20 protein-coding genes are annotated in these 23,163 nt (G+C 33.5%); 14 read left to right on the top strand and 6 right to left on the bottom strand.

Annotated features, from left to right (window positions below):
* Nucleotides 1-4 precede the first annotated feature (4 nt).
* Nucleotides 5-1,150, bottom strand: coding sequence for a homoserine dehydrogenase (locus ACTJFD_RS00630; protein ID WP_442259105.1), 1,146 nt, complete (start codon nt 1,148-1,150; stop codon nt 5-7).
* An 87-nt stretch (nt 1,151-1,237) separates the two neighbouring features.
* Between ACTJFD_RS00630 and thrC the strand changes: the two genes are divergently transcribed.
* Genes thrC through ACTJFD_RS00615 form a run of 3 tightly spaced genes read left to right on the top strand, consistent with a single transcriptional unit; the run spans nt 1,238 to nt 4,025 of the window.
* Complete coding sequence (gene thrC, locus ACTJFD_RS00625) at nt 1,238-2,716, top strand: threonine synthase (RefSeq protein WP_442259104.1); 1,479 nt, start codon at nt 1,238-1,240, stop codon at nt 2,714-2,716.
* 5 nt (nt 2,717-2,721) lie between these two features.
* Nucleotides 2,722-3,594, top strand: coding sequence for a homoserine kinase (gene thrB / locus ACTJFD_RS00620; protein WP_442259103.1), 873 nt, complete (start codon nt 2,722-2,724; stop codon nt 3,592-3,594).
* Nucleotides 3,588-4,025 (top strand): ACT domain-containing protein, encoded by a 438-nt coding sequence (locus ACTJFD_RS00615; protein WP_442259102.1) that lies wholly within the window; start codon nt 3,588-3,590, stop codon nt 4,023-4,025. Before thrB ends, ACTJFD_RS00615 begins: the two co-directional genes overlap by 7 nt.
* A 48-nt stretch (nt 4,026-4,073) precedes the next feature.
* Here ACTJFD_RS00615 and ACTJFD_RS00610 read toward each other — a convergent pair whose 3' ends face one another.
* Together ACTJFD_RS00610 and ACTJFD_RS00605 are read right to left on the bottom strand one after the other, a co-directional pair.
* Nucleotides 4,074-4,691 (bottom strand): pentapeptide repeat-containing protein, encoded by a 618-nt coding sequence (locus tag ACTJFD_RS00610; protein ID WP_442259101.1) that lies wholly within the window; start codon nt 4,689-4,691, stop codon nt 4,074-4,076.
* A 51-nt stretch (nt 4,692-4,742) separates the two neighbouring features.
* A complete protein-coding gene (locus ACTJFD_RS00605) occupies nt 4,743-5,576 on the bottom strand; it encodes an AraC family transcriptional regulator (RefSeq protein ID WP_442259100.1) in 834 nt (277 codons plus the stop codon).
* Nucleotides 5,577-5,835: 259 nt separating this feature from the next.
* On the opposite strand from ACTJFD_RS00605, the gene ACTJFD_RS00600 reads away from it, so the two are divergent.
* The 10 genes from ACTJFD_RS00600 to ACTJFD_RS00555 all read left to right on the top strand — a co-directional run bounded on the left by ACTJFD_RS00600 (nt 5,836) and on the right by ACTJFD_RS00555 (nt 17,962).
* The gene (locus ACTJFD_RS00600; protein WP_442259099.1) at nt 5,836-7,098 is read left to right on the top strand and encodes an extracellular solute-binding protein; all 1,263 of its coding nucleotides are present in this window, start codon (nt 5,836-5,838) and stop codon (nt 7,096-7,098) included.
* Between the two features lie 21 nt (nt 7,099-7,119).
* Nucleotides 7,120-8,007 carry a carbohydrate ABC transporter permease gene (locus ACTJFD_RS00595; protein ID WP_442259098.1) on the top strand — a complete coding sequence of 296 codons (888 nt, stop codon included), beginning with the start codon at nt 7,120-7,122 and terminating at the stop codon, nt 8,005-8,007.
* 10 nt (nt 8,008-8,017) lie between these two features.
* A complete protein-coding gene (locus tag ACTJFD_RS00590) occupies nt 8,018-8,845 on the top strand; it encodes a carbohydrate ABC transporter permease (protein ID WP_442259097.1) in 828 nt (275 codons plus the stop codon).
* A 22-nt stretch (nt 8,846-8,867) separates the two neighbouring features.
* Nucleotides 8,868-10,178 carry an alpha-glucosidase/alpha-galactosidase gene (locus ACTJFD_RS00585; RefSeq protein WP_442259096.1) on the top strand — a complete coding sequence of 437 codons (1,311 nt, stop codon included), beginning with the start codon at nt 8,868-8,870 and terminating at the stop codon, nt 10,176-10,178.
* Between the two features lie 90 nt (nt 10,179-10,268).
* Nucleotides 10,269-10,637 (top strand): TIGR02328 family protein, encoded by a 369-nt coding sequence (locus ACTJFD_RS00580; protein WP_442259095.1) that lies wholly within the window; start codon nt 10,269-10,271, stop codon nt 10,635-10,637.
* Between the two features lie 272 nt (nt 10,638-10,909).
* Nucleotides 10,910-13,051 (top strand): anaerobic ribonucleoside-triphosphate reductase, encoded by a 2,142-nt coding sequence (gene nrdD, locus ACTJFD_RS00575; RefSeq protein ID WP_442259365.1) that lies wholly within the window; start codon nt 10,910-10,912, stop codon nt 13,049-13,051.
* 72 nt (nt 13,052-13,123) lie between these two features.
* Entirely contained in the window at nt 13,124-13,696 is a 573-nt protein-coding gene (gene nrdG / locus ACTJFD_RS00570; RefSeq protein ID WP_442259094.1) for an anaerobic ribonucleoside-triphosphate reductase activating protein, read from the top strand.
* A gap of 55 nt (nt 13,697-13,751) precedes the next feature.
* Nucleotides 13,752-14,108 (top strand): DUF1622 domain-containing protein, encoded by a 357-nt coding sequence (locus ACTJFD_RS00565; RefSeq protein WP_442259093.1) that lies wholly within the window; start codon nt 13,752-13,754, stop codon nt 14,106-14,108.
* A gap of 145 nt (nt 14,109-14,253) precedes the next feature.
* Complete coding sequence (locus ACTJFD_RS00560) at nt 14,254-16,833, top strand: YfhO family protein (protein WP_442259092.1); 2,580 nt, start codon at nt 14,254-14,256, stop codon at nt 16,831-16,833.
* A 43-nt stretch (nt 16,834-16,876) separates the two neighbouring features.
* Nucleotides 16,877-17,962: a M42 family metallopeptidase gene (locus tag ACTJFD_RS00555; protein WP_442259091.1), complete on the top strand. Its 1,086-nt coding sequence runs from the start codon at nt 16,877-16,879 to the stop codon at nt 17,960-17,962.
* A 105-nt stretch (nt 17,963-18,067) separates the two neighbouring features.
* Here the strand turns inward: ACTJFD_RS00555 and ACTJFD_RS00550 are convergent, their stop codons facing one another.
* The gene (locus ACTJFD_RS00550; RefSeq protein ID WP_442259090.1) at nt 18,068-19,579 is read right to left on the bottom strand and encodes a thiol-activated cytolysin family protein; all 1,512 of its coding nucleotides are present in this window, start codon (nt 19,577-19,579) and stop codon (nt 18,068-18,070) included.
* A 517-nt stretch (nt 19,580-20,096) separates the two neighbouring features.
* On the opposite strand from ACTJFD_RS00550, the gene ACTJFD_RS00545 reads away from it, so the two are divergent.
* Entirely contained in the window at nt 20,097-21,104 is a 1,008-nt protein-coding gene (locus tag ACTJFD_RS00545; RefSeq protein WP_442259089.1) for a lipoate--protein ligase, read from the top strand.
* 97 nt (nt 21,105-21,201) lie between these two features.
* On the opposite strand, the gene ACTJFD_RS00540 is transcribed toward ACTJFD_RS00545, so the two are convergent.
* Nucleotides 21,202-21,771, bottom strand: a complete 570-nt coding sequence (locus tag ACTJFD_RS00540) for an ATP-dependent Clp protease proteolytic subunit (RefSeq protein WP_442259088.1) — start codon at nt 21,769-21,771, stop codon at nt 21,202-21,204.
* A gap of 63 nt (nt 21,772-21,834) precedes the next feature.
* Nucleotides 21,835-22,854: a tryptophan--tRNA ligase gene (gene trpS, locus ACTJFD_RS00535; protein WP_442259087.1), complete on the bottom strand. Its 1,020-nt coding sequence runs from the start codon at nt 22,852-22,854 to the stop codon at nt 21,835-21,837.
* Nucleotides 22,855-23,163: the final 309 nt, after the last annotated feature.

Below are 23,163 nucleotides of genomic sequence, written 5' to 3'. Positions count from 1 at the left end.
TAAGCTAGACCTCCTTTTGTTTAAACTTAACAATTAAATCAGGTTCGATTACTTCTGTTTTTAAGATATCTTTCAGTTGAGAAAAGGTTAAAGGTTTAAGATGATAATAATTTTGTTCCTTTTTATCAAAGTACACATCTGAAATTTTTTGTTGTGTTCGAATGACGAAGGAATGTTTTTTTACATCTTGAAAAATTAAATTTACAGAGGAGCGTTCTTTTTTATCATAGTCTGTTTCTTTGATATCAAGGATATCTTGCACAATGGCATTTGCGGTCGGTAATTGGCCAGCGCCTTGTCCGTAAAAAAGTAAATCTCCAATTGTTTTTCCGGTCAACCGCACGGCATTATAATTAGCATTGACCTGAGCTTCTAATTCGTTCGAAGTGATGGCATTTAGTAAAACACTTCCTTCAAAAACGTTCTCTTGAACATAAATTTCACCAAAATATTTTAAAGTGTAGCCGTTATCTGAGAAATAATTAATATCCTTCAGAGTAACCTGACGCATACTTGCTTTGAAAATGGTACTGGTTGGAATTTTTCCATGGAAAGCTAAGCGACTAGTGATGATTAATTTATTGAGAATATCATCTCCATCAATATCTGCACTAGGGTCTGCCTCCGCATAGCCCAAACTTTGAGCTTTTTCTAAAACGTCTGCAAAGGGAGCATTTTGTTCTGTCATAGTTGAGAGAATATAATTAGAGGTTCCATTTAAAATACCAGAGCAGCTTGAAATAGAATCTATTCGAGAGGCTCTTTTTAATTCATTAAGCCAGGGAATACCACCACCAACACTAGCTTCAAATAGGAAGTGAGTATTTGTTTCTTGTGCGGCTCTTTGAAAGTCATCATAAAATTGAGCGATGACAGCTTTATTTGCACTCACGACATGTTTACCATGTCTAAAACAAGCCATAATATGTTTATAGGCGGGATGACAGCCATTTAGTGTTTCAACGACACAATCAATTGTTTCATCACGCAGGATATCTTCAATACTTTCACACCATAATGGGATTTTCTTTTTTGAATTGGGGCGATTCCAAATTTTTACTACTTCAATTGAACGGTCTTTTAATTGCTCATTAATTATTTTATAAACCCCTGCACCGACGACACCGTATCCTAAAATTGCTATTTTCAACCATTTCACGTCCTTATCTCGATTACACTTGTATTTGTATGGTGGATATTGTATCATATGCATAAATGATTTACAAGGAGTGATTGGATGGTAAAAGATTATCAGAGTTCACGTAACCCAAAAATAAAAGCAAGTGCGAGTGAAGCAATCCTTTCTGGGCTTAGTTCAGACGGAGGTTTATTCGTTTTAAATAATTTAGAAGCGTATCGTTATCCTATCGAAAATTTACAAGATAAAAATTACCAAGGGATTGCTCAAGATATTTTTCAACTTTTCTTTAAAGAATTTTCAACAGAAGAAATAAAGGCGTGTGTTGAAAACGCATATGATAAAAAATTTACAGATTCAAAAATAGTACCTATTAAAAAATTGAAAGAGGCCTATTTATTAGAGCTTTTTCATGGGCCAACAAGTGCATTTAAAGATATTGCCTTATCGGCATTACCACATTTAATGGAAATCGCCTTAACGTTGAAAAAAAGTAGTCAAAAAATAATGATTTTAACTGCGACGAGTGGAGATACTGGGAAAGCAGCTTTAGAAGGATTTAAAGATAGTTCTACGGTTGAAATAATGGTTTTTTATCCAAATGAAGGCGTTTCGAGAATGCAACAATTACAAATGCAAACTCAAATGGGAGCCAATGTAGAGGTGGTTGCGATAAAAGGAAATTTCGATGATGCCCAACGAGGAATTAAAGAATTGTTTAATGATCAGGAGGTTCAACAGGCTTACGCCACTAAAAATTATCAACTATCAAGTGCAAACTCAGTCAATATTGGTCGTTTGATCCCACAAATTGTTTATTATTTCGATGCTTATCGTCAACTCGTCCAAAACAACGAAATTGAATTAGGTCAACACGTTGACTTCGTTGTTCCAACAGGGAATTTTGGAAATATTTTAGCTGGCTATCATGCTAAAAAATTAGGGTTACCAATTAACCAACTCATTTGTGCCTCTAATGCAAATCGTATTTTGAGTGATTTTTTAGAAACGGGTATTTATGATAGTCGCCGTGAGTTCTTAAAAACAACCTCGCCAAGTATGGATATTTTAATTTCATCTAATTTAGAACGTCTCTTGTTTTATGTAAGTGGTTCAGATGCATCGTATGTCAGTGAATGCATGGAACAATTAAAAATAAATGGTTTTTTTAAAGTAACACCCATGATATTAAAGCAATTACAAACCGATTTTGGTTTTGGCTATGCGACAGACGAAGCAGTAGCTGACGTCATTCAAAAAGTATATCAAGAAGAGGGCTATGTATTAGATCCACATACCGCAGTTGCTTATCAAGTGATGTTATCCAATCCTTCGTCTCCTTATCCTAAGGTCGTTTTGGCAACTGCTTCTCCTTATAAATTTACGAAGAGTGTCGCTCAAGCGTTAAAACTACCATTGACAACAAAAGATGAATTTTCAATGATAGAAGAACTAGAAAAAGCAACTGGTGAAAAAGCACCACAAAATTTAAAAGCTGTAAAAAATTTACCAATTCGTCATCAAACGTGTATTGAAAAAGTTGAAATGAAAAATTATGTTTTAAATAATAAGAGGTGAAAAAAATGGTGAAAATAAGAGTGCCAGCAACGTCTGCTAATATTGGGGTTGGCTTTGATTGTCTAGGATTGGCATTAAAGAAATATGCTTATTTTGAATTTGATTGGTCGGAAGATTTAAAAATTACAGGATGCCCTCCTGCTTTTCAAACATCAGATAATTTAGTCTATCAAGCGTATGTTTATACGATGGAGTATTTAGGTGAGTTAGTTCGTCCTATTTCATTGACTATTGAAAGTTCTATTCCTTACGAAAGAGGTTTAGGGAGTAGTGCGACTTGCGTTGTTGGTGGAGTTTTGGGGGCCTTTGAATTAACTGGAATACCTTATGATTGGGAAAAAATCTTAAAAATTGCGACAGAGATCGAAGGTCATCCTGATAATGTTGCACCAGCTATTTTGGGTGGACTAATTGCTTCTTATCTTGGAGAACAACAAGTCGTGACACAATCGTATCCTGTACATCCTTCTTTTAAATGGGTGAGTTTTATCCCTAATTTTACAACATCAACTAAGGCTTCGCGTGAAGCATTACCACAAAAACTTCAGTTTAAAGACGCCGTTGCTAACCAAAGCAAGTTATTATTTGCACTGCAAGCTTTAGCTGAGGGAAACTCAGTGTTATTAAAAATGGTGATGGACGATCAGTTGCATGAACCTTATCGGAAGCTATTAATCCACGAATATGAAGCTATTCGCCAGATCGCATTGGCTAGTGGGGCCGCGTGCGTATTTATTTCTGGAAGTGGACCAACTTTAATAGGTGTGTATCAAAAAGAAGTTAATCTAAAGCAGTTAAAAGAAAAGTGTCAACAATTGAAATCATCTTGGGAATGTCATATAGTTGATATTGATCAAGAAGGAGTAAAAGTATGTTGACCAATTATCTAATTGTGAATGAAAAAGTATTACCTGAAGTTTTTGGAAAAGTAATTGAGGTTAAAAATCTCTTGGAGACGGGTGAGTGTGAAAATATCAGTGACGCGGTTAAGAAAGTTGGGATTTCACGGAGTGCGTATTATAAATATAAAGATCATGTCTTTACTCCGGATAATGCGACCCTAATGAGAAAATCGTTGATATCTTTTGTTCTATCAGATGAAAAAGGGATACTCTCACGTGTCCTAAATGAAATTTCAGCTTCTGGTGGAAATGTCCTGACGATTAATCAAAATATTCCAATTCAAAAAAAAGCCAACGTCATTGTCAGTATTGACATTAAAGATTTACATTTACCGATAGAAGAATTACTTAAAAAAATTGATGAAATATCAGGTGTGAGTAAAATAACATTATTATCGATTGAATAGAATTAGAAAATGCATTAACTAATAAGTAATTTATTAGTTAATGCATTTTTATTTAAGTTTTAAATTTAAAAAAGCTTGGGCGAAATAAAGTGCTTGATAGTCGTTGACTTTAAGACCGGAAATACTATCAAAATCTAACATGATTTTTTCGAACTCACAGTTACTGAGATCAATGTTTTTTAAAGACGTTTTAAAAAAATTCGCCTGATTAAGTCCACACTCATTAAAAGTAACTTTCTTCAATTTACATTCACCCATTTCAACTTGATCCATTTTATTCTCTGAAAAATTAACAGTATCTAAACGGGTGTGATTGAAGTTACTTAAAAATAAATTAGAACCTTTAAATTCAATATTTTTAAGAAAAGCATCTGAAAAATCAGTTCCTACTAATTTACAATTGATAAACTGATTTCGATGTAAGCTACCTTTTGAAAGTTGGGTATTGGATAGGTCGCAGTTTTTAAAGACGCAGTCCACAAGCTCAATGTTAGAGAAATCATTATTTAAAAATTGGACACGCTCAAAGGTACAACGTTCAATGATAGCATGTTCCATATCGATGTCTTCCACAAGTTCATTTTTGATCCATTTATTGTCTAAATATAAATCATCTTCATGATGATAGATATCAAAAAAAGAATCTGACGTTTGCTCGTTTGTCATGCTAAATCCTCCTAAAAGTTTTTCAGCTATTAGTATAACATATTCAAAATATTAATGGTTTCCCTTGTAACGTGAAGGAGGGACACCGAAACGCTGTTTAAAAGCTCTTGAAAAAGATTGTTCATTATCATATCCGACTTGTTTCGCCGTTTCTGAAACAGTATGATTTCCCATTTCTAATAAAATAGAAGCTTTGTGTAAACGAAACCCTTTTAGATACGAAATGGGAGTAACACCAAGCTCTTCTTTGATGACTTGGCTAAGATAGGAAGGATTCAAACTCATTGAGTTAGCAATATGATAAATGGACAAAGAGCTTAAGTGGTAACTATTTTGAACATAAAGAATAAAGCTCTTGCTATACCTTTTCTTTGTCATTTTACTAAGATTAGGTAAAGTGAAATTTTTTTCGCCTTCTAAGCTGTTAATTAATTGAAAGAAAACAGTATAGATTTCTAGTAATTTTAAATAATCAAAATGTTTTGATTTCATTAATAATTCAAAAAGATATTTTATTTGTTTGTTGGACTGTTTAATTTGCCCAACGTAACTGTGGGGATGAATATTACAACTGGTTAAAATATCCTCAATCTTGCTACCACCAATGCCCAACCAATAGTATTCCCAAGGATTTTTATCATCTGCTTGGTAATGAATGATATCGTTGGGTCGAATAATAAAAAATTGTCCTTTTTTAAGGTGAAAAATTTGATCTTTGACTTTGTATGTCCCTTGCCCATTAACAATATAATGAATGATATATTTCTCGCGTATATTAGGACCATACTCATGTTTTGAACGGCAATTTTCATGCCCGATATTATAAAAGTAAAAATCTGAAAAAACGGGGGTGTTGACAAAGATATCACGATAAATACGAGCCATTTTTATCCTCCTTAAAACGTTTTCATCTCTAAGTATAAAGGATGAAAAAAGATAAATCTAGTTTTGATAAAAAAATGTATTAAAATGACTGTGAAATAATTTTTAATAAAGCTTGTTTTAAAAGGTTTTCATCTGTATTTCTATGTACAAATAGATAACGAACTAAAAAAATGTCAAGTTTATCTAAAAAAAATCACTTCTAATTGTAAGCGCTTATTATTATGATAGAGATATCAAAAACAGAAAGAAGTGGGAAAACATGAAGAAATGGATGACTTTTGGGTTATCTTTGGCATTAACAGGTATTTTAGTGGGATGTGGTAAAAGTGATCAAGCGAGTGAAGCAAAGTCATCATCTAAGCAAGAAACAATCACTTATGCGCTGTGGGATACAAATCAAGAAGCCGGTATGAAAGAAATGGCTAAAAAATTTGAGGAAAAAAATAAAGATATTAAAGTAAAAGTTGAAGTGACTCCTTGGGACCAATACTGGACCAAATTAGATGCAGCGGCAACAGGTGGAAGTTTACCCGATGTTTTCTGGATGCATTCGAATGAAGCGTATCGTTATATGAGTAATGAGATATTGTTACCGTTAGATGATTCGATAAAGGCTAAAAAAATTGATTTAGCTAATTATCCAGAAGATATAAGCAAATTATATTCTTATAAAGATAGTCAATATGCCATTCCTAAAGATATTGACACGATAGGTTTATGGTATAACAAAACACTCTTTGATGAAGCCGGTATCGCTTATCCGGATGAGAATTGGACATGGGAAACATTAAAAGAAAATGCAAAAAAATTAACAGATCCAGCTAAAAAAGTTTATGGTTTGGTTTTAGCAAATGATGGTCAAGAAGGTTATTGGAATTTTATATTCCAAAATGAGGGAAAAATATTTAATGACGATCGAACAAAATCGGAAATGACCGATCCAAAGACACAAGAAGCCTTACAATTTTATGCTGATTTAATTGATAAGGAAAAAGTTTCACCTTCTTCTGAGCAGATGTCTGAAAATAAACCCGCTTCTTATATTCAATCAGGACGTGCAGCGATGGGACTATTTGGCTCATGGATGTTAGCGGATTTTAAAGCCAATGATTATATGTTGAAAAATATGGATGTAGCAGTTTTACCAAAAGGGAAAAAACAAGCCTCAATATACAATGGTCTAGGTAATGCAGTTGCTGCATCAAGTCAACATAAAGAAGCGGCAGTTAAATTTGTTGAATACTTAAGTTCAGAAGAAGCAAACGTGATTTCAGCAGAAATGGGATCGGCCATTCCAGCGTATAAGGGAACTGCAGGTAAATGGGTGGATAACACGAAAGAATACGATGTGCAAGTTTATCTAGATATGATGGATTATGCAGTCATTCGCCCTTACTCAAAAGAAACAATTAAAGTGGAACGTGTAGAAACAGATCAGTTAGCTGAACTTTTCAATGGTAAAAAACCAGTTAATGAAGTGACTGAAAAAATCAAAACCGAAGTTGATCAAATTCTTAAATAGTTGAGGAAAGAAGGTAGAAAGGTGCGTTTAAAGAAATATAAAAAAGAAGAGGTGTTTTGGGGCTGGCTTTTGATTGCTCCAACACTGATTGGGTTATTTGTATTAAATATTAAGCCAGCCATTGATACCTTTATTTTGAGCTTTCAACAATCTGGCGGTTTTGGTCGAACAAAATGGGTAGGGTTTGAAAATTATCAAAAATTAATCAAAGATCCAGAAGTGTTACAAGCAGTGATCAATACATTGGTCTATACGTTAATTGCTGTCCCTTTTATTATTGTTCTTTCTTTATTGGCAGCTGTTTTATTAAATCAAAAAATAAAAGGCCGTTCAATTTATCGAACCTTGTATTTTTTACCGGTTGTTTCGACACCAGCTGCGGTTGCAATGATTTGGAAGTGGTTGTTTAATCCAGATTATGGTTTAATCAATCTTTTATTAGCTAAAATTGGTTTAACAGGACCCAATTGGCTGACGAATCCACATACCTCACTTTTAGCAATAGCGGTGGTCGGAATTTGGAGTACGATTGGTTATAATATGGTACTTCTTCTTTCCGGATTACAAGAAATACCTAAAGATTACTATGAATCAGCAGAGTTAGATGGGGCAGGAGCAGTTAAACAATTTTTTTCAATTACGTTGCCCTTAGTAACCCCAACCTTGTTTTTTGTAATGGTGACGACAATTATCAACTCACTCCAAGTTTTTGATTTGATTTTTATGATGATTGACAAGACCAATGTGGCTTTACCTAAAACTCAGTCGTTGGTTTACTTATTTTATAAACAATCTTTCATTATGAATGATAAAGGTTATGGTTCAGCCATTGTAATGGTTCTCCTTTTAATCATTATGATTATTACAGCCATTCAAATGAAAATTCAAAAAAAATGGGTGAATTACTAGGAGGAAAGAGATGTTAAAAGAAAAAAAACGAAAAAAATGGCTGATCCATTTTATTCTTGTCTTAGGTGTACTAGCAATGATACTGCCTTTTGTTTGGATGATTTTAACTGCAGGTAAAACGTTGGAAGAATCGGTCTTAATTCCACCTAAAATATTTCCTGCTCAGTATCAATGGGGAAATTTTAAAGAAGTTTTTGAGAAACTTCCTTTTGTTAGTTTTTATTGGAATACAGCATTGATGATTTTCTTTAGGATTATTGGTTCAGTTCTTTTTAGTGCAATGGCAGCGTACGCCTGTGCAAGACTCAAATTTCCAGGACGTAATTTGTTTTTTGGTTTGGTTTTAGTCCAAATGATGATACCAACTCAAATTTTTATTATTCCTCAATATTTAATGGTGCAGAAACTGAATCTACTCAATTCAGTTCCAGCTCTTGTTTTACCAGGGATTGTGAGTGCGTTTGGGACCTTTTTATTGCGTCAGTTTTTTATGAGTTTACCTGATGAGTTAGAGGAAGCAGCGAAGTTAGATGGGGCTAATATTTGGCAAATATTTTTTAAAATAATGTTACCACTTGCTCGGTCAGGTTTAATTGCGTTGGCTATTTTTACAGGACTGTTTGCGTTTAAAGATTTAATGTGGCCGTTGATTGTCAATATGTCCTTAGATAAAATGACATTATCTTCAGGACTAGCTAATCTACAAGGTCAGTATGTGACGAATTATCCACAACTTATGGCGGGATCGCTCCTTGCGATATGGCCAATGGTTTTACTATTTATTATTTTTCAAAAGAAATTTATCGAAGGCATTTCAACGTCTGGCGGTAAATTATAATAAAAAATTTAGAGGTGTAGATATGACAAAGATTACATTTATTGGAGCCGGTAGTACTATTTTTGCAAAAAACGTGTTAGGGGATGCCATGCTAACTGAGAGTTTACAGACAGCAGAAATTGCCTTATATGATATTGATGAGCAACGCTTAAAAGAATCCGCACTAATGTTGAAAACATTAAATAAAAATTGTAATAAAAATCGTGCAACAATTGAAATCTACCATGATCGAAAAGAAGCGTTGCGTGAAGCAGACTTTGTGATTAATGCTATTCAAGTCGGAGGGTATAAGCCGTCGACAGTTATCGATTTTGAAATCCCTAAGAAATACGGATTAGAACAAACTATCGGCGATACTTTAGGTATAGGTGGGATTTTTAGAGGGCTACGAACTATTCCTGTAATGTTGGCATTTGCTCGTGAGATGGAAGAAGTTTGTCCGGATGCTTGGTTGTTAAATTATACTAATCCAATGGCAATTTTAACGATGGCAATGTTGCGCCATACTAAGATTAAAACAGTGGGGTTATGTCATAGCGTCCAAGTCTGTGTACCAGAGTTATTCGAACATTTAGGAATTACAGATGATTATGATTTAAATGATTTTCAGTGGAAAATCGCAGGAATTAATCATATGGCGTGGTTATTAGAGTTAACCAAAGAGGGGAAAGATTTTTATCCAACGATTAAAGCTTTGGCTAATAAAAAAGAGAATCCTCATCCAGATGCGGTTCGTTTTGAATTAATGAAACATTTTGGTTATTATGTGACAGAGTCAAGTGAACATAATGCAGAATATCATCCTTATTTTATTAAATCGAAATATCCAGAGTTAATCGATGAACTGGCTATTCCATTAGATGAATATTTACGTCGATGTGAAAAACAAATTATTGATTGGGAAAAACAAAGAGATGAAATTGTTCATAATGGTGATTTAACTCATACACGTAGTAGTGAATATGCCTCTTATATTATGGACGCAATAGTGACGGGTCAACCGACGATGATTGCTGGTAATGTGTTAAATCATGGGTTGATAACAAATTTACCGACAAATTGTTGTGTTGAAGTTCCTTGTTTAGTTGATAAAAATGGGGTGCAACCAACGTATGTTGGTGATTTGCCAACACAGTTAGCAGCCTTGAATCGTACTAATATTAATGTCCAAGAATTAACAGTTGAAGCAGCCGTTAATTTTAGCCGTGAAAAAATCTATCAAGCTGCTCTCCTAGACCCACATACAAATTCAGAGTTATCAATTACTGAGATTAAAAATTTAGTGGATGATTTGATTGAAGCGCATGGTGATTATTTACCCGATTATTTCTAAAAATGATAAAAAAGATTGTAATGGATCAGGCCATTACAATCTTTTCTTTTTTTAGTTATAATCAAAGAAAAGAGTTGGAGGTAAAATAACATGAGATTATGGCATGAGCGATTAATTACTAAATTACCTAGGCAACAATTATTGGGGCAGCATCGTGAATGTTGTGCTTTGCGAGGGAATGGCTGGGGGAAGAAACATCAAACAGTGAACTACGTTTTTGATGTTTCACCCTATTATTTATATGGCTATCATTTATTGGTTATGAATGAAATGGAGCGGCGTGGCTATCATCCTAATCAGATTTGGTATGACAAGAACTATCGTGGTCAGAAGTGTGCTTCCTACTCAAATTTAGCGATTGAAAGTCTCTCAGTTCCTATTTATTCAAAACATGATGCCGATTATTTAGAAGAGTGTTTAACGAATTTAAAAGGAAAAGGTATCGATCTTTCGATTTGAAGAAGTGAAAAACAGTTTTATTTGTGAATATAAACACTTTTTTGTTTTTATTTTATTTTTTTAAAATATATTTGATATGTAAGCGGAAAGAAAGCTTGACACTAACACAATATGTAGTTGTCAAGTCTTTTTTTGATATTTTTTAACACTACATATAGGTTGATTAAGCTAACTCTTTAGGCTATGATAGATAGCGAGGAACGTTAAAGGAGTGGAGATTTATGATAGAATTCGATAAAGTTAATAGCAAATTAACTACTGAAAGTGCTAAAATGAACAAAATTCAAGTCATTAAGAGAGACGGTCGTGTTGTTGAGTTTGATGATGCTAAAATTACAAATGCGCTAGCTAAAGCTGAGGAAAAAATTAATGGTGAGTTGACTAGTGTTGCCAGTAAAAAAATAGATCGTTTAGTTGAGATGATAAACCAAGAAATTCATCAACGTTTTACGCAAGATATAAAAATTTATGAAGTGCAAAATATTGTAGAGCATATCTTGTTAGACAATCGTGAATATCTTTTAGCCGAAGAGTATATTAATTACCGAACTCGTCGTGATTTTGCTCGTAGTCGTGCAACCGATATCAACGTTGCAATCGATAAATTATTAAATAAAGATAGTCGTTTAGTCAATGAAAATGCAAATAAAGACAGTGATGTTTTTAATACACAACGTGACTTGACAGCCGGGATTGTCGGCAAGTCAATTGGTTTGAAATTACTCCCATCACATGTGGCAAATGCTCATCAAAAGGGTGACATTCATTACCATGATTTGGACTATCATCCCTATTCGCCAATGACAAATTGTTGCTTGATTGATTTTAAAGGCATGTTAAATAATGGCTTTAAAATAGGGAATGCAGAAGTAGAGTCTCCTAAATCAATTCAAACAGCAACGGCTCAAATCTCACAAATCATTGCAAATGTGGCTTCTAGTCAGTATGGGGGTTGTTCAGCCGATCGGATTGATGAGTTTTTAGCTCCTTTTGCTGAAAAAAACTATGAAAAACATTTAAAAGAAGCTCGTGAATGGATTGAAGATGAAGCTAAGCATGATGAATATGCGAAAGCAAAAACAAAAAAAGATATTTATGATGCAATGCAAAGCCTAGAATATGAAATCAATACGCTATTTACATCGAATGGGCAAACGCCTTTTACTTCACTTGGTTTTGGTTTAGGAACTAACTGGTTTGAAAAAGAAATCCAACGTGCGATTTTACAAAACCGTATCAAAGGATTAGGTGAAGAACATCGAACGGCGATTTTCCCTAAATTAATTTTTTCAATTAAAGAAGGAGTCAATCGTCAACAAGATGATCCAAACTACGATATTAAAGAATTAGCGATTGAGTGTGCAACAAAGAGAATGTATCCTGATATTTTAAACTACGATAAGATTGTTGAATTGACGGGTAGTTTTAAGGTGCCGATGGGGTGTCGTTCTTTCCTACAAGGTTGGAAAGATGAAAATGGTGAGGAAGTTAATTCAGGTCGAATGAATTTAGGTGTCGTGACGTTAAATTTACCAAGAATTGCTTTGGAAACAGCTCAAGATAAAGATAAATTTTGGAGTCTATTAGAAGAACGATTAGAAATTGTTAAAGATGCCCTCGTTTTTCGTGTGAATCGTTGTTTGGAAGCTAAGCCAGCCAATGCGCCAATTCTTTACCAACATGGTGCTTTTGGTCCACGTCTAACGAAAGATGACTCAGTGAATGAATTGTTTAAAAATCGTCGTGCAACAATTTCATTAGGTTATATTGGGCTTTATGAAGCGGCCTCTTTATTTTATGGTGGTGAATGGGAGAAAAATCCAGATGCGAAACAATTTACTTTAGATATTTTGAAAAATTTAAAAGCTCATGTTGACGAGTGGTCAGATGAATATGATTATCACTTTAGCGTTTATTCCACACCTAGTGAAAGTTTAACCGATCGTTTCTGTCGTTTGGACCATGAAAAATTTGGTGAAATAGAAAATGTAACAGATAAAGATTACTACACAAATAGTTTCCACTATGATGTTCGTAAAAACCCAACCCCATTTGAGAAACTAGATTTTGAAAAAGATTATCCTAAATATTGTTCAGGTGGGTTTATTCATTATTGTGAATACCCAGTTTTACAACAAAACCCGAAAGCTTTAGAAGCAGTTTGGGATTATTCTTATGACAAGATTGGTTATTTAGGGACTAATACACCGATTGATCATTGTTATGAATGTGATTTTGAAGGTGATTTTAATCCAACAGAACGTGGCTTTGAGTGTCCTCAATGTGGAAATCGCGATCCTAAAACATGTGATGTTGTCAAACGAACATGTGGTTATTTAGGCAATCCGCAAGCACGTCCAATGGTTCATGGTCGTCATAAAGAAATTGCTTCACGTGTTAAACATATGAAATAAATTAGACTGGAGTTAACTGACTAAGGATGGCTAGTTAACTCCCAGTTTTTTATTTTTAAAGGAGAGAAAAAAATGAGAAATCCACAGCCTAAAGAATGGACAGCTCATCAGTTTAGTAAGTTGAAGATTGCCGATTATAAACCCTTTATGTTTGTTGATGGTGAGGGTGTTCGTTGTAGTATTTATGTGAGTGGCTGTTTATTCGCTTGTGAAGGGTGCTTTAATAAAGCAATCCAAAACTTTAACTATGGCGTTGATTATACTGAATCCTTAGAAAATCAAATTATTGAGGACTTAAGTCAAGATTATGTTAAAGGACTGACCCTGTTGGGTGGAGAACCTTTTTTAAATACGCAAGTTTGTTTACAGTTAGTCAAGAGGGTTCGTCAAGAATTTGGTTCAAGTAAAGATATTTGGTCTTGGACAGGCTATACTTATGAAGAGTTATTAGAGGAAACCGCGGACAAGCTAGAATTATTATCTTATTTAGATGTTTTAGTTGACGGTCGTTTTGAGTTGAGTCGTCGTGATTTGACCTTACAATTTAGAGGGAGTAGCAATCAGCGAATTTTAGATGTGCCGAAATCTCTAAAAAATAACCAAGCTGTTTTTTGGGATAAGTGTATAGATACTGGGTCTTATTAATTAAAAGTAGACTTATTACTTTTTGAGTGTATAATTATTACAAGAGGTGATGAAGATGGAACGTGTCATTGAATGGATTGAAGTTGGCATCGATTATATCGCCATTTTTATTTTATTATTTGGCGGTTTACGTGCGTTTATCAATTTTTTAAGAATTGAAATTCTGCGCTTTGAGCATCCTGAAAGGACGTTACATAAAGATATTGAAAAAGTTCATTTGAGTTCTTATATCTTATTAAGCATTCAGTTTATGATTATTAGTGACTTGATTCGAACGGTGACTTCAACATCGTTTAAGAATATTATTTTTGTTTCTATCTTAATTATTGTTCGAGGTTTAATTGCTAAACTCGTTGTTGAAGAAACTACAATAACTAAAAAACATATTGAGACTGAGATGGACCGAGATTAGAGAAAAGCTTTCAATCACATTTGTTGTGTTTGAAAGCTTTTTTTGAAAAGTTTAGTTTTTAAAACAACAAAAAACATTGCAATTTGAATTAAAACTGCGTAATCTTATAAAGATAATAAAAAAGAAATTAAGGATGTTAAAAAAGATGCTAAAAAATAAAAAGCGATTAGTGGATTATTGTAGTAGTTTAGTATTCCCTATGTTAATTGTTAGTGTAGTTTTTGCCATTTTACAGCTGGCACCATTTGGTTCAAAAAATCTATTAGTGAGTGATTTAGGAAGTCAGTATCTTCCTTTTTTAAGTAGTTTTAAACGTTTTTTTTCTGAAGGAGGAGAAACGCTATATTCCTTTGCTAATGGTATTGGCGGGCCAATGGAACCCTTGGTTGCTTACTATCTAATGTCACCGTTAAATGGATTAGCTTTATTTTTTTCTTATGGACAATTGCCAGAAGTGATTGTTGGTTTAATTATTTTTAAAATAGGGCTGATGGGTTTAACTATGTTTACTTATTTAGATCAACATTACCGTGAAACAACGATTTTTACACAAGTTTTTTCATTAGCCTATAGTTTGTGTGGTTTTGTCGTTGTTTATTTACTTAATTTTATGTGGTTAGATGTTCTTGTCTTATTTCCACTTCTTGTTTTAGGTTTAGAAAAACTTTGGCTGAAAAAAGAACCTTATTTATATGGAATAACTCTCTTTTTATCAATTATATTTAATTATTATTTAGGTTATATGGTTTGTATTTTTTCTGTCGTTTATAGTCTTTATCTTTATTATTTACATCATTATAAAAAGGAAAATAAGTTTAAGTTTAAACGATTATGGGCTGAATGGCGTCAATTTGTTGTGACATCGTTACTATCAGGTTTGATGACCTCCTTTTTATTAATACCTGCTGTTTTAGGGATGTTAAAAACAGGCAAATCAACTTTTTATCTTTCTGATTTTTTACCTGTTCCTCGTTTTGGTTTAGAAGCACTTTCTCAAATGGGGATGGGAACTTTAAATTATGATATGCGTTTGGATCATTTACCGATGATTTATTCGGGTGTGGTTATTTGGTTACTCGCCTTTGTTTATTTTTTCTTACCGACTGTTTCAAAACAGAAAAAGAAAGCAATGGGCCTTTTACTTCTTTTTATTTACTTTAGTTTTTTATTAGAAGGTTTTAATACAATCTGGCATATGTTTCAAAGCCCCGCAGGTTTTCCTTATCGTAATGCTTTTATTTTTAGTTTTTTATTGATTAAATTAGCTTATGAAACTTACTTATATGTTAAAAATCATCAGGATATACAACGAGTAAAAAAATATTTAATCAGGGGTGGCCTTGTTTATATTGCTTTATTGAGTATCGGTCAATTCTTTTTAAATTATCCGCGAAATCAAAATTATTTAATCTCTAATGTCCCTTTTTTGATAACCTTGATTTTAATTCTAATGAGTCTCTTCTTTCTTTTACTAGCCTTTGGTAAACGCCAAAAAAAATGGTTGTTCATCCTTGTTTTATTAACAGCTATTGAATTGGGTGCGAACTTATGGTTATCGATGAAGGATATTCCGTTTGGAAATCAAAATGAATTTGCACAAATGTATCAAGAACAAGAGGCTCTTTTTAGGACATTACCTAAGAGTGAAACACAGTTTTATCGCATAAACTATCAGCCTTCTAAAAGTTATCGTGGGTATGCAGAAAAAAATAATGGTTATAATAACCCTCTCCTTTTCGGGTATGCAGGTGTCTCAAGTTATACTTCAACCCTTGATTCGAATGTACAAGATGTATTAGTTAATTTAGGGATGTATTCTAAAAATGAGCGTCGTTTTTCTTATGTTGATGAATCAGCGGTTGCCAATTTGATGTTGAATGTAAAATATACTGTAACAAATAAAAATATCCCTTTAAAAACAAAAATTAAAGAAAAAAATGGCATGGTAGTTTACCAAAATGAAGAAGCGGTAGGGACTGGTTTTTTAACCAATGATCATTTTCGTTTGGTTACTTTTAGAGAGGGCCAGATTTTAGTTAACCAAGAACGAATTTTACAAGGAATTAAGAGTAGTCAGACGCCTTATTTTGCCCCAGTGTCACAAACGCGAACCCAAAACGTTTTAAATGAAGTCACTTTAACAGGTGTCACCAAAACAGAAGGCCCTGTTTATCTATATTTACCAGATGTTCAATGGAAAGATGTTTCTGAGGTCTTGATAAACCACCAGCCAATACGTTCTGATTTGTTAATAGTGACGAATCAACTCTTTAATTTGGGGAATTATCGTCAAGGAACGCCTTTAGAAGTCCGCTTAAAAGCAAATAAACCATTAAAAGTAACGAATCAATACTGGGCATCATTGGATCAAGGGAAATTTAATGATGTTTTAGATTTGACTAGGAAAAAAAGTTTTCAAATGGAAAGAGGTTACCGTGGAAACTGGCAAGGAAAAATTACGGTGACTGATGAGACATCTTTCTTATATCTGGGGATTCCTTATGATGAGAATTGGTTATTAAAAGTTGATGGAAAAGTTGAGCCACTTGAACGAGTTTTAGATGATTTTTCTGGAATAAAACTTAGTCAAGGCACACATTTGATAGAGCTAAATTATGTTTCAAAATCATTTCGATTAGGAATACTGATGACACTCATTAGCGTAATTGTAACGTTTATTCTAGTCGTTATGTTAAGATTGAAAAAGAAGAAAAAACAAACTTAAAATGTTATACTGTATCTAAATTAGATTAGGAAAGGTGAAGACGATGCTCGATAAAAAAGAAGAATTATTTTTACAAGAATTAACGGATGCTAACGGTGTTCCAGGTAATGAGGAACAAGTGAGAGAAATCTTTAAAAAATATGCTAGCCCTTATGCAGATAAAATAGTATATGATGGTTTAGGTGGGATTAACGCGCGTCATATCGGAGATAAAGAAGGCCCGAAAGTTTTAATTTCGGGTCATATGGATGAAGTGGGGTTCATGGTTACTAAAGTCACCGAAAAAGGGTTTATTGAATTTCAAACATTAGGCGGTTGGTGGGGACAAGTCATGTTGGCTCAAGAAGTCACGGTTACAACTAACACAGGTAAAACACTCCATGGTGTGATTGGCTCTAAGCCTCCACATGTCTTGTCGCCAGAAGCACGTAAGCAACCCTATGATGTGAAAGATATGTTTATTGATATTGGTGGCACAAGTAAGGAAGAAGTTACAGAGTGGGGTGTTAAACCGGGTGACATGATTACTCCATCAATTGATTATCGACGCTTAAATGGTTCGAAATTTTTATTAGCAAAAGCATGGGATAATCGTATTGGTACAGCTGTTTCTTTAAAAGTATTAGAAAACTTAGCACAAGAAGGTCATCCTAATATTCTTTTTGCTGGAAGTAATGTACAAGAAGAAGTTGGTTTACGAGGGGCACGAACAAGTACGCATTTAGTGAATCCGGATATTGCGTTTGCTTTGGATACAGGTACGGCAGGAGATACACCAGGTATGACAGCTAAGGAAGCTGATTCAGAACTGGGGAAAGGTCCTCAAATTATAATTTTTGATGCTTCAATGATCCCGCATCGTAAACTACGAGATTTTGTGATTGGAGTAGCAGAAGAATTAGAGATTCCGTTTCAATATACAGTCATTACTGGTGGTGGGACAGATGCTGGAATGCAGCATGTGACACGTGACGGGGTACCCGCGTTAGCCATTACCGTAGCGACTCGCTATTTACATTCACATACTTCAATCATTCATGAAGATGATTATTTAAACACTGTGAAATTAGTAACGGAAGTAGTGAAACGTCTAGATGCTGAAACGGTAGCTAAATTGAAAAATTATTAAACTAAAAAAAAGATTTTCTGTTTTTTGTTATAGAAAATAAAAAGAGGTTCCAAAATAAGAATTTTATTTTGGAACCTTTTTATTATGTGTCTATCCGTTTAGAGGTCAAGATACATCATCTGAAACTTTAGGGTAAAGTGTCGTTCCCCAATTACTAATGGTTCGATGGGGGACTAAAGGAAGATCTGATTTATCATAAATAGTTCGCCACCACTCCCAAGCAAGACCGGTACATTCTTCAACCTTCACTCTGATATTAGTAGCATTTCCTTTTAAAGGAATAGTAGTATTGAAGTGAGCGGTTAAATTCCAACCGTTTTTATCCCACTCTCGTGGTGTTAGGATTTGATTTCCTGTTTGGTCATGGCTAAGTTCATCCCAGTAAATAAAGTAGCGATTAACATAAGCACCAGAATGATCTAAACTTATTGCACCTTGATTGTAGGTTGTTGATTTGGTTTCAATATAGTCAGTTTGGTTTTGAACCGTTGCAAGTGAACCATCTTTTAGAAAAGAAGTAGTATAAGAGATGGGAACACCGGGGTTAGCTTGATTATATAAACAACCTTCTTGTATAATTGATTTTAAATCAGAAATATTTCCACTTACTATTTTAGAAGCAGTATCAGCGCTACCACCAAGCATGAAAGCGGTAAAAGAAGTATCTTTTAATATGTTGGTATATTCAGTATTTTGAGACAAATCGGCTCCTTTAATTAATGCATTAAAGGCGTTTTGAACCTCAGTACTATTATTAGATGTTTCAAGTTTAATATACATTGAACGACCGTATGCAACGTTAGACACATAGACCGGAGGGGTTTCATTGTTTATTCCTCGGTTTTTTAATTGTTTAACTGTAACACTTTTATCAAAGACGTCACCAGCCGTTTCTGGGTCATCCATTGAGATGGTATAATAAATTTGTTTGAAATTGATGATTTGAACTTGTTTCTCACCTGATGTTACTGAAGAGAAATCAATGTTAAGCGGAACGGCAATTTTATCAAAAGCTAAGCCGAATTTTGCTTTTAATTGATCCATACTATAAGCAGTACTTGTACTATATTGAATTTTAGCAGGAATATTTGGATAACTGGTTGAATAATTTTTATTCCATTTATCTAATAATTGATTTGTTGCTGAACGAACGGAGCTATTAGTAGGTGCATCAACTGTTAAGTAACTATCATTGTTAGTGATTCCAGGTAAATCAACACTTAAGGTTAAAGGATTACGTTTGACAGAAAGAATACTAGGATTATTGTTAAGTAGCCCGCTATCCGCTTTTAATAAAGCGCCTGGATAAATACGGTTGCTATTACTATTGATAATAGCAATGTCTGCTGTTGAATTATTTAATTGTTTTTTTTCACGCGTCAAAACAACAAAATTCCCTTTTTTTAAGTTAGATTCTGTTGGGGGGACATTTTCGACCGTTTCTCCCTGATGCGTTAAAATGTCATTATTATTATAGTCTAATGATGATATATATTGATTCGTTTTTTTACTATGATTTTTTTCTGTTTCTGCTGTGACAAGGTGAGGACTAAATAAAATTAAAAAGATTAATAATAGTATACAATTTTTTATTTTTGTTGTTTTTTTATTTCTCATGTTGTTTTTTAACTAACTAAAATTATTTGTTTCTCCTTGCTTTTTATTATCATCATGATGTAATTTAATCATACTTTTTATATTGTATGTAATCAATAGTATTTCGTTATAAAAATAATTTAAATAAAAAAACATCTCGTTTCTTTAATTAAGTATTGCTTGACTTTCAAGATGAAGTGTTATTTCTAGTGATGTGATATTTTTTTGTTGCCATTAGAGCTGAAAAATAATAGAGTCTTTTTTTTATCTTTAAGGAGATAGTGAGGATAAAAAAATTAAAGGGAGATTTGACTTTAGTAAATAGAGATTGAAAAGAGTGAACGAATTTTAAAAGAACAAAAATGTTTGCATATTTGTTTTTTATCAAGTGTTTATCTAAAATTAAAAGAATAAAGTGTTGTTTTGATTGTTAAAAGTTCGAATAAGAAGTAAAGTAGTATTATTATAAAACATTGAGCTAGATACTTTTAATGAATGTTTGTTTCTATTAAAAATTATTTTATAGGAGTGGAATTATATGATTTTCGTATCAAATGAAGAAATAACAGATCCAAGAGTAAATTTGGCGATTGAGACCTATCTTGTTCAGGAAATGCCGATTGATGAGCCCATTTTATTATTTTATATTAATGAACCGTCGATTATTATTGGGCGGAATCAAAACACGATTGAAGAAATTAATAAAGAATATGTTGAAGAAAATGGCATTCATGTCGTTCGCCGCTTAAGTGGTGGAGGTGCGGTTTATCATGATGAAGGAAATTTGAATTTTAGTTTTATCATGCCAGATGATGGTCAATCCTTTAGAAATTTTGCGAAGTTAACGCAACCCATCATTGATGCACTTCATGAAATGGGTGTAGAAGGTGCACAATTAAAAGGGCGTAATGACTTAGTGATTGATGATAAAAAATTCTCTGGAAATGCTATGTATGCAACTAATGGACGAATGTTTGCTCACGGGACATTAATGTTTGATAGTGATATTAATGAAGTTGTAAATGCATTGAAAGTGCGAAAAGATAAAATTGAATCCAAAGGGATTAAGTCGATTCGTTCTCGTGTCACTAATATCAAACCTTATTTAGCAGATGATCATCAAAACATGTCAACTCTCGATTTTAGGAAAGAAATTTTATTAAAAATATTTGAAGTTGCTACTGAGACAGAGGTTAATACTTATCAATTAAATGATGATGATTGGAAAAAAATAAATGCTATCTCAGATAAATTATATCGTAATTGGGATTGGAACTACGGACGATCTCCGGAATTTGATTTAGTTCGTCGTCATCGTTTTCCGATTGGTTCAATTGAAGCAAAAATGAATGTTTCGAATGGAACGATTCAAGAAATTAAAATTTTTGGTGATTTTTTTGGACTAGGAGAAATCACAGATGTTGAAGAAATGTTAACAGGGGTTAAATATGATAAGGAGTCACTTGAAAAAGCGGTAGAAAAAATAAATATAAAAAAATATTTTGGTAATATTGAAGCAGAAGATTTAGTTAATTTAATCTATTAAGAAAAAGCACCTTGCTGTCTTTAAAATTGAAGCGTCCTTAAAAAAGTTAGATTTTTTAGGGGGCGTTTCAAGTGACAGCAAGGTGCTTTTTTAGTTTTTATTTTATTTTACTAGATGAATCGATAATGCTATGAACAATCCCATAATCTTTAGCTTCAGTAGCGGATAACCAGAAATTACGGTCTGTATCTTCAGCAACTTTTTCGTAAGTTTGACCTGTTGCTTTAGCAATTAAACGATTGATACGTTCGCGCATTTTGACAATTTCGTTGGCCTCAATCTGAATTTCGGTACTTTGACCTTGAACCCCGCCAGCAGGTTGGTGAATCATAAAGCGGGTATTCGGTAAAGAATAACGGTGTTTTTTGTCAGCAGCAAGGAAGATAGTAATTCCAGCGCTGGCAACCCAACCCGTTCCGACCACTTTAACGGTTGGTTTTACAAATTTAATCATATCGTGGATAGTATCACCCGCTTCGACATGCCCTCCTTGACTATTAATAAAAATAGTAATGGGTTCATCACTTAATGATGAAAGCAAAAGGAGTTGACTACTGACTTCTTTTGCTAAATCTTGGTCAATGCCACCGTAAATTAAGATAGTACGACTATCAATCATTTTTTGAGTTAGTAAGCTATTAAGATCTTGTTTTTGTGTATCTGCCAAGAAAATTCCTCCTTTAGTATCTATGTATAGGTATATTTTAACACAAAGTAACGCTTAAAACGATTATTTACGTCTTGGTTTACGTCCTAGACCGACAGCATTACGCATGCGTTGTAAGGTTTTATTTGCAACTTTTTTAGCTTTTTCAGCCCCTTCGTCAAGAATCGTTTGTAATTCTTCAGAAACTAGGAGCTCATTGTAACGTTCTTGGATAGGTTCAAGTACGGAAACAACAACTTCGGCTAATTCATTTTTAAAATCAGCATAACCAGAATCTTGATGTTTTTCAACAATTGAGGGAATACTATCACCTGACATCGCTGAATAGATGACAAGTAAATTAGAAATACCAGGTTTATTTGCAGGGTCATATTCGATTTTACCGCTTGAATCAGTGACGGCAGAGCGGATTTTTTTTCGGATGACGTTTGGTTCATCTAGCATTGAAATAAAACCTTTAGAATTACCATCAGACTTACTCATTTTTTTGGTTGGTTCTTGCAGACTCATCACGCGTCCACCGGCATCTTTTTGAGGAATTTTAACTTCAGGTAAAGTTAGTATAGATTGTGAAACTGTACCATAACGAGTGTTAAAACGCTCGACAAAATCACGTGTTAATTCTAAATGTTGCTTTTGGTCTTCACCAACAGGAACTAGATGACTATTATATAAAATAATATCAGCAACCATTAGTGGCGGATAAGTGAGGAGTCCTGCGTTAACTCCTTCCATTCCAAGTTTTTGTGATTTATCTTTGAATTGAGTCATTCTTTGTAATTCGCCAAGAGGAGTATTACATTGAACAATCCAAGCCGCTTCGGCATGAGCAGGGACTTCTGATTGAATAAAGATCGTTGCTCGCTCAGGATCTAATCCAACAGCAAGGTATAAACTTGCTAATTGTAATGTTTGTTGACGTAATTTTAAGCGATCTTGAGGAACTGTGATGGCATGTTCATCAACGATACAGAAAAAGCATTGGTAATTCTCTTGAAGTGTAATGAACTGTTTCATAGCGCCGATATAGTTGCCGATTGTTGGGATACCGCTAGGTTGAATACCTGAAAAAATAGTTTGCATAATTATTTCCACCTTTTATGAATTAACTTAATGTCTCTATTATACAAGAAAAATCGTGGAAACAAAACAAATAAAAAAAGACACTGGTTATAACAAGACTAGTACAATAAAACTAGCTGTTACAATCATTAAGAATTCTTTTATTTTTTTAAAAATAAAGCAAACATACTTTACAAGTACGACTAAAGTCTGATATCATAACGTTTATAAAAGTAGGTTTTTTGAAAAAGCGAATATCTTTTTTTAGATATCGCTAGATATTATTCTATTGTTATAGTATAATTATTATAACGTAGTTAACAGTATAGA

Origin of the sequence: Vagococcus sp., from assembly GCF_052102835.1 — a bacterium.
In the GTDB taxonomy this organism is placed as follows: Bacteria; Bacillota; Bacilli; order Lactobacillales; family Vagococcaceae; genus Vagococcus.
The sequence above is the reverse complement of the archived record's forward strand: the minus strand, read 5'-3'. Positions and strand labels throughout refer to the sequence as shown.

Bases quoted from the DNA above. Each gene is read 5' to 3' on its own strand.
- ACTJFD_RS00615 (WP_442259102.1), top strand. From the start codon at position 3,588: ATGTTGACCAATTATCTAATTGTGAATGAAAAAGTATTACCTGAAGTT.
- ACTJFD_RS00545 (WP_442259089.1), top strand. From the start codon at position 20,097: ATGATTTTCGTATCAAATGAAGAAATAACAGATCCAAGAGTAAATTTG.
- ACTJFD_RS00580 (WP_442259095.1), top strand. From the start codon at position 10,269: ATGAGATTATGGCATGAGCGATTAATTACTAAATTACCTAGGCAACAA.
- nrdD (WP_442259365.1), top strand. From the start codon at position 10,910: ATGAACAAAATTCAAGTCATTAAGAGAGACGGTCGTGTTGTTGAGTTT.
- thrB (WP_442259103.1), top strand. From the start codon at position 2,722: ATGGTGAAAATAAGAGTGCCAGCAACGTCTGCTAATATTGGGGTTGGC.
- ACTJFD_RS00605 (WP_442259100.1), bottom strand. From the start codon at position 5,576: ATGGCTCGTATTTATCGTGATATCTTTGTCAACACCCCCGTTTTTTCA.
- ACTJFD_RS00600 (WP_442259099.1), top strand. From the start codon at position 5,836: ATGAAGAAATGGATGACTTTTGGGTTATCTTTGGCATTAACAGGTATT.
- thrC (WP_442259104.1), top strand. From the start codon at position 1,238: ATGGTAAAAGATTATCAGAGTTCACGTAACCCAAAAATAAAAGCAAGT.
- ACTJFD_RS00585 (WP_442259096.1), top strand. From the start codon at position 8,868: ATGACAAAGATTACATTTATTGGAGCCGGTAGTACTATTTTTGCAAAA.
- ACTJFD_RS00560 (WP_442259092.1), top strand. From the start codon at position 14,254: ATGCTAAAAAATAAAAAGCGATTAGTGGATTATTGTAGTAGTTTAGTA.
- ACTJFD_RS00565 (WP_442259093.1), top strand. From the start codon at position 13,752: ATGGAACGTGTCATTGAATGGATTGAAGTTGGCATCGATTATATCGCC.
- nrdG (WP_442259094.1), top strand. From the start codon at position 13,124: ATGAGAAATCCACAGCCTAAAGAATGGACAGCTCATCAGTTTAGTAAG.
- ACTJFD_RS00590 (WP_442259097.1), top strand. From the start codon at position 8,018: ATGTTAAAAGAAAAAAAACGAAAAAAATGGCTGATCCATTTTATTCTT.
- trpS (WP_442259087.1), bottom strand. From the start codon at position 22,854: ATGCAAACTATTTTTTCAGGTATTCAACCTAGCGGTATCCCAACAATC.
- ACTJFD_RS00555 (WP_442259091.1), top strand. From the start codon at position 16,877: ATGCTCGATAAAAAAGAAGAATTATTTTTACAAGAATTAACGGATGCT.
- ACTJFD_RS00610 (WP_442259101.1), bottom strand. From the start codon at position 4,691: ATGACAAACGAGCAAACGTCAGATTCTTTTTTTGATATCTATCATCAT.
- ACTJFD_RS00550 (WP_442259090.1), bottom strand. From the start codon at position 19,579: ATGAGAAATAAAAAAACAACAAAAATAAAAAATTGTATACTATTATTA.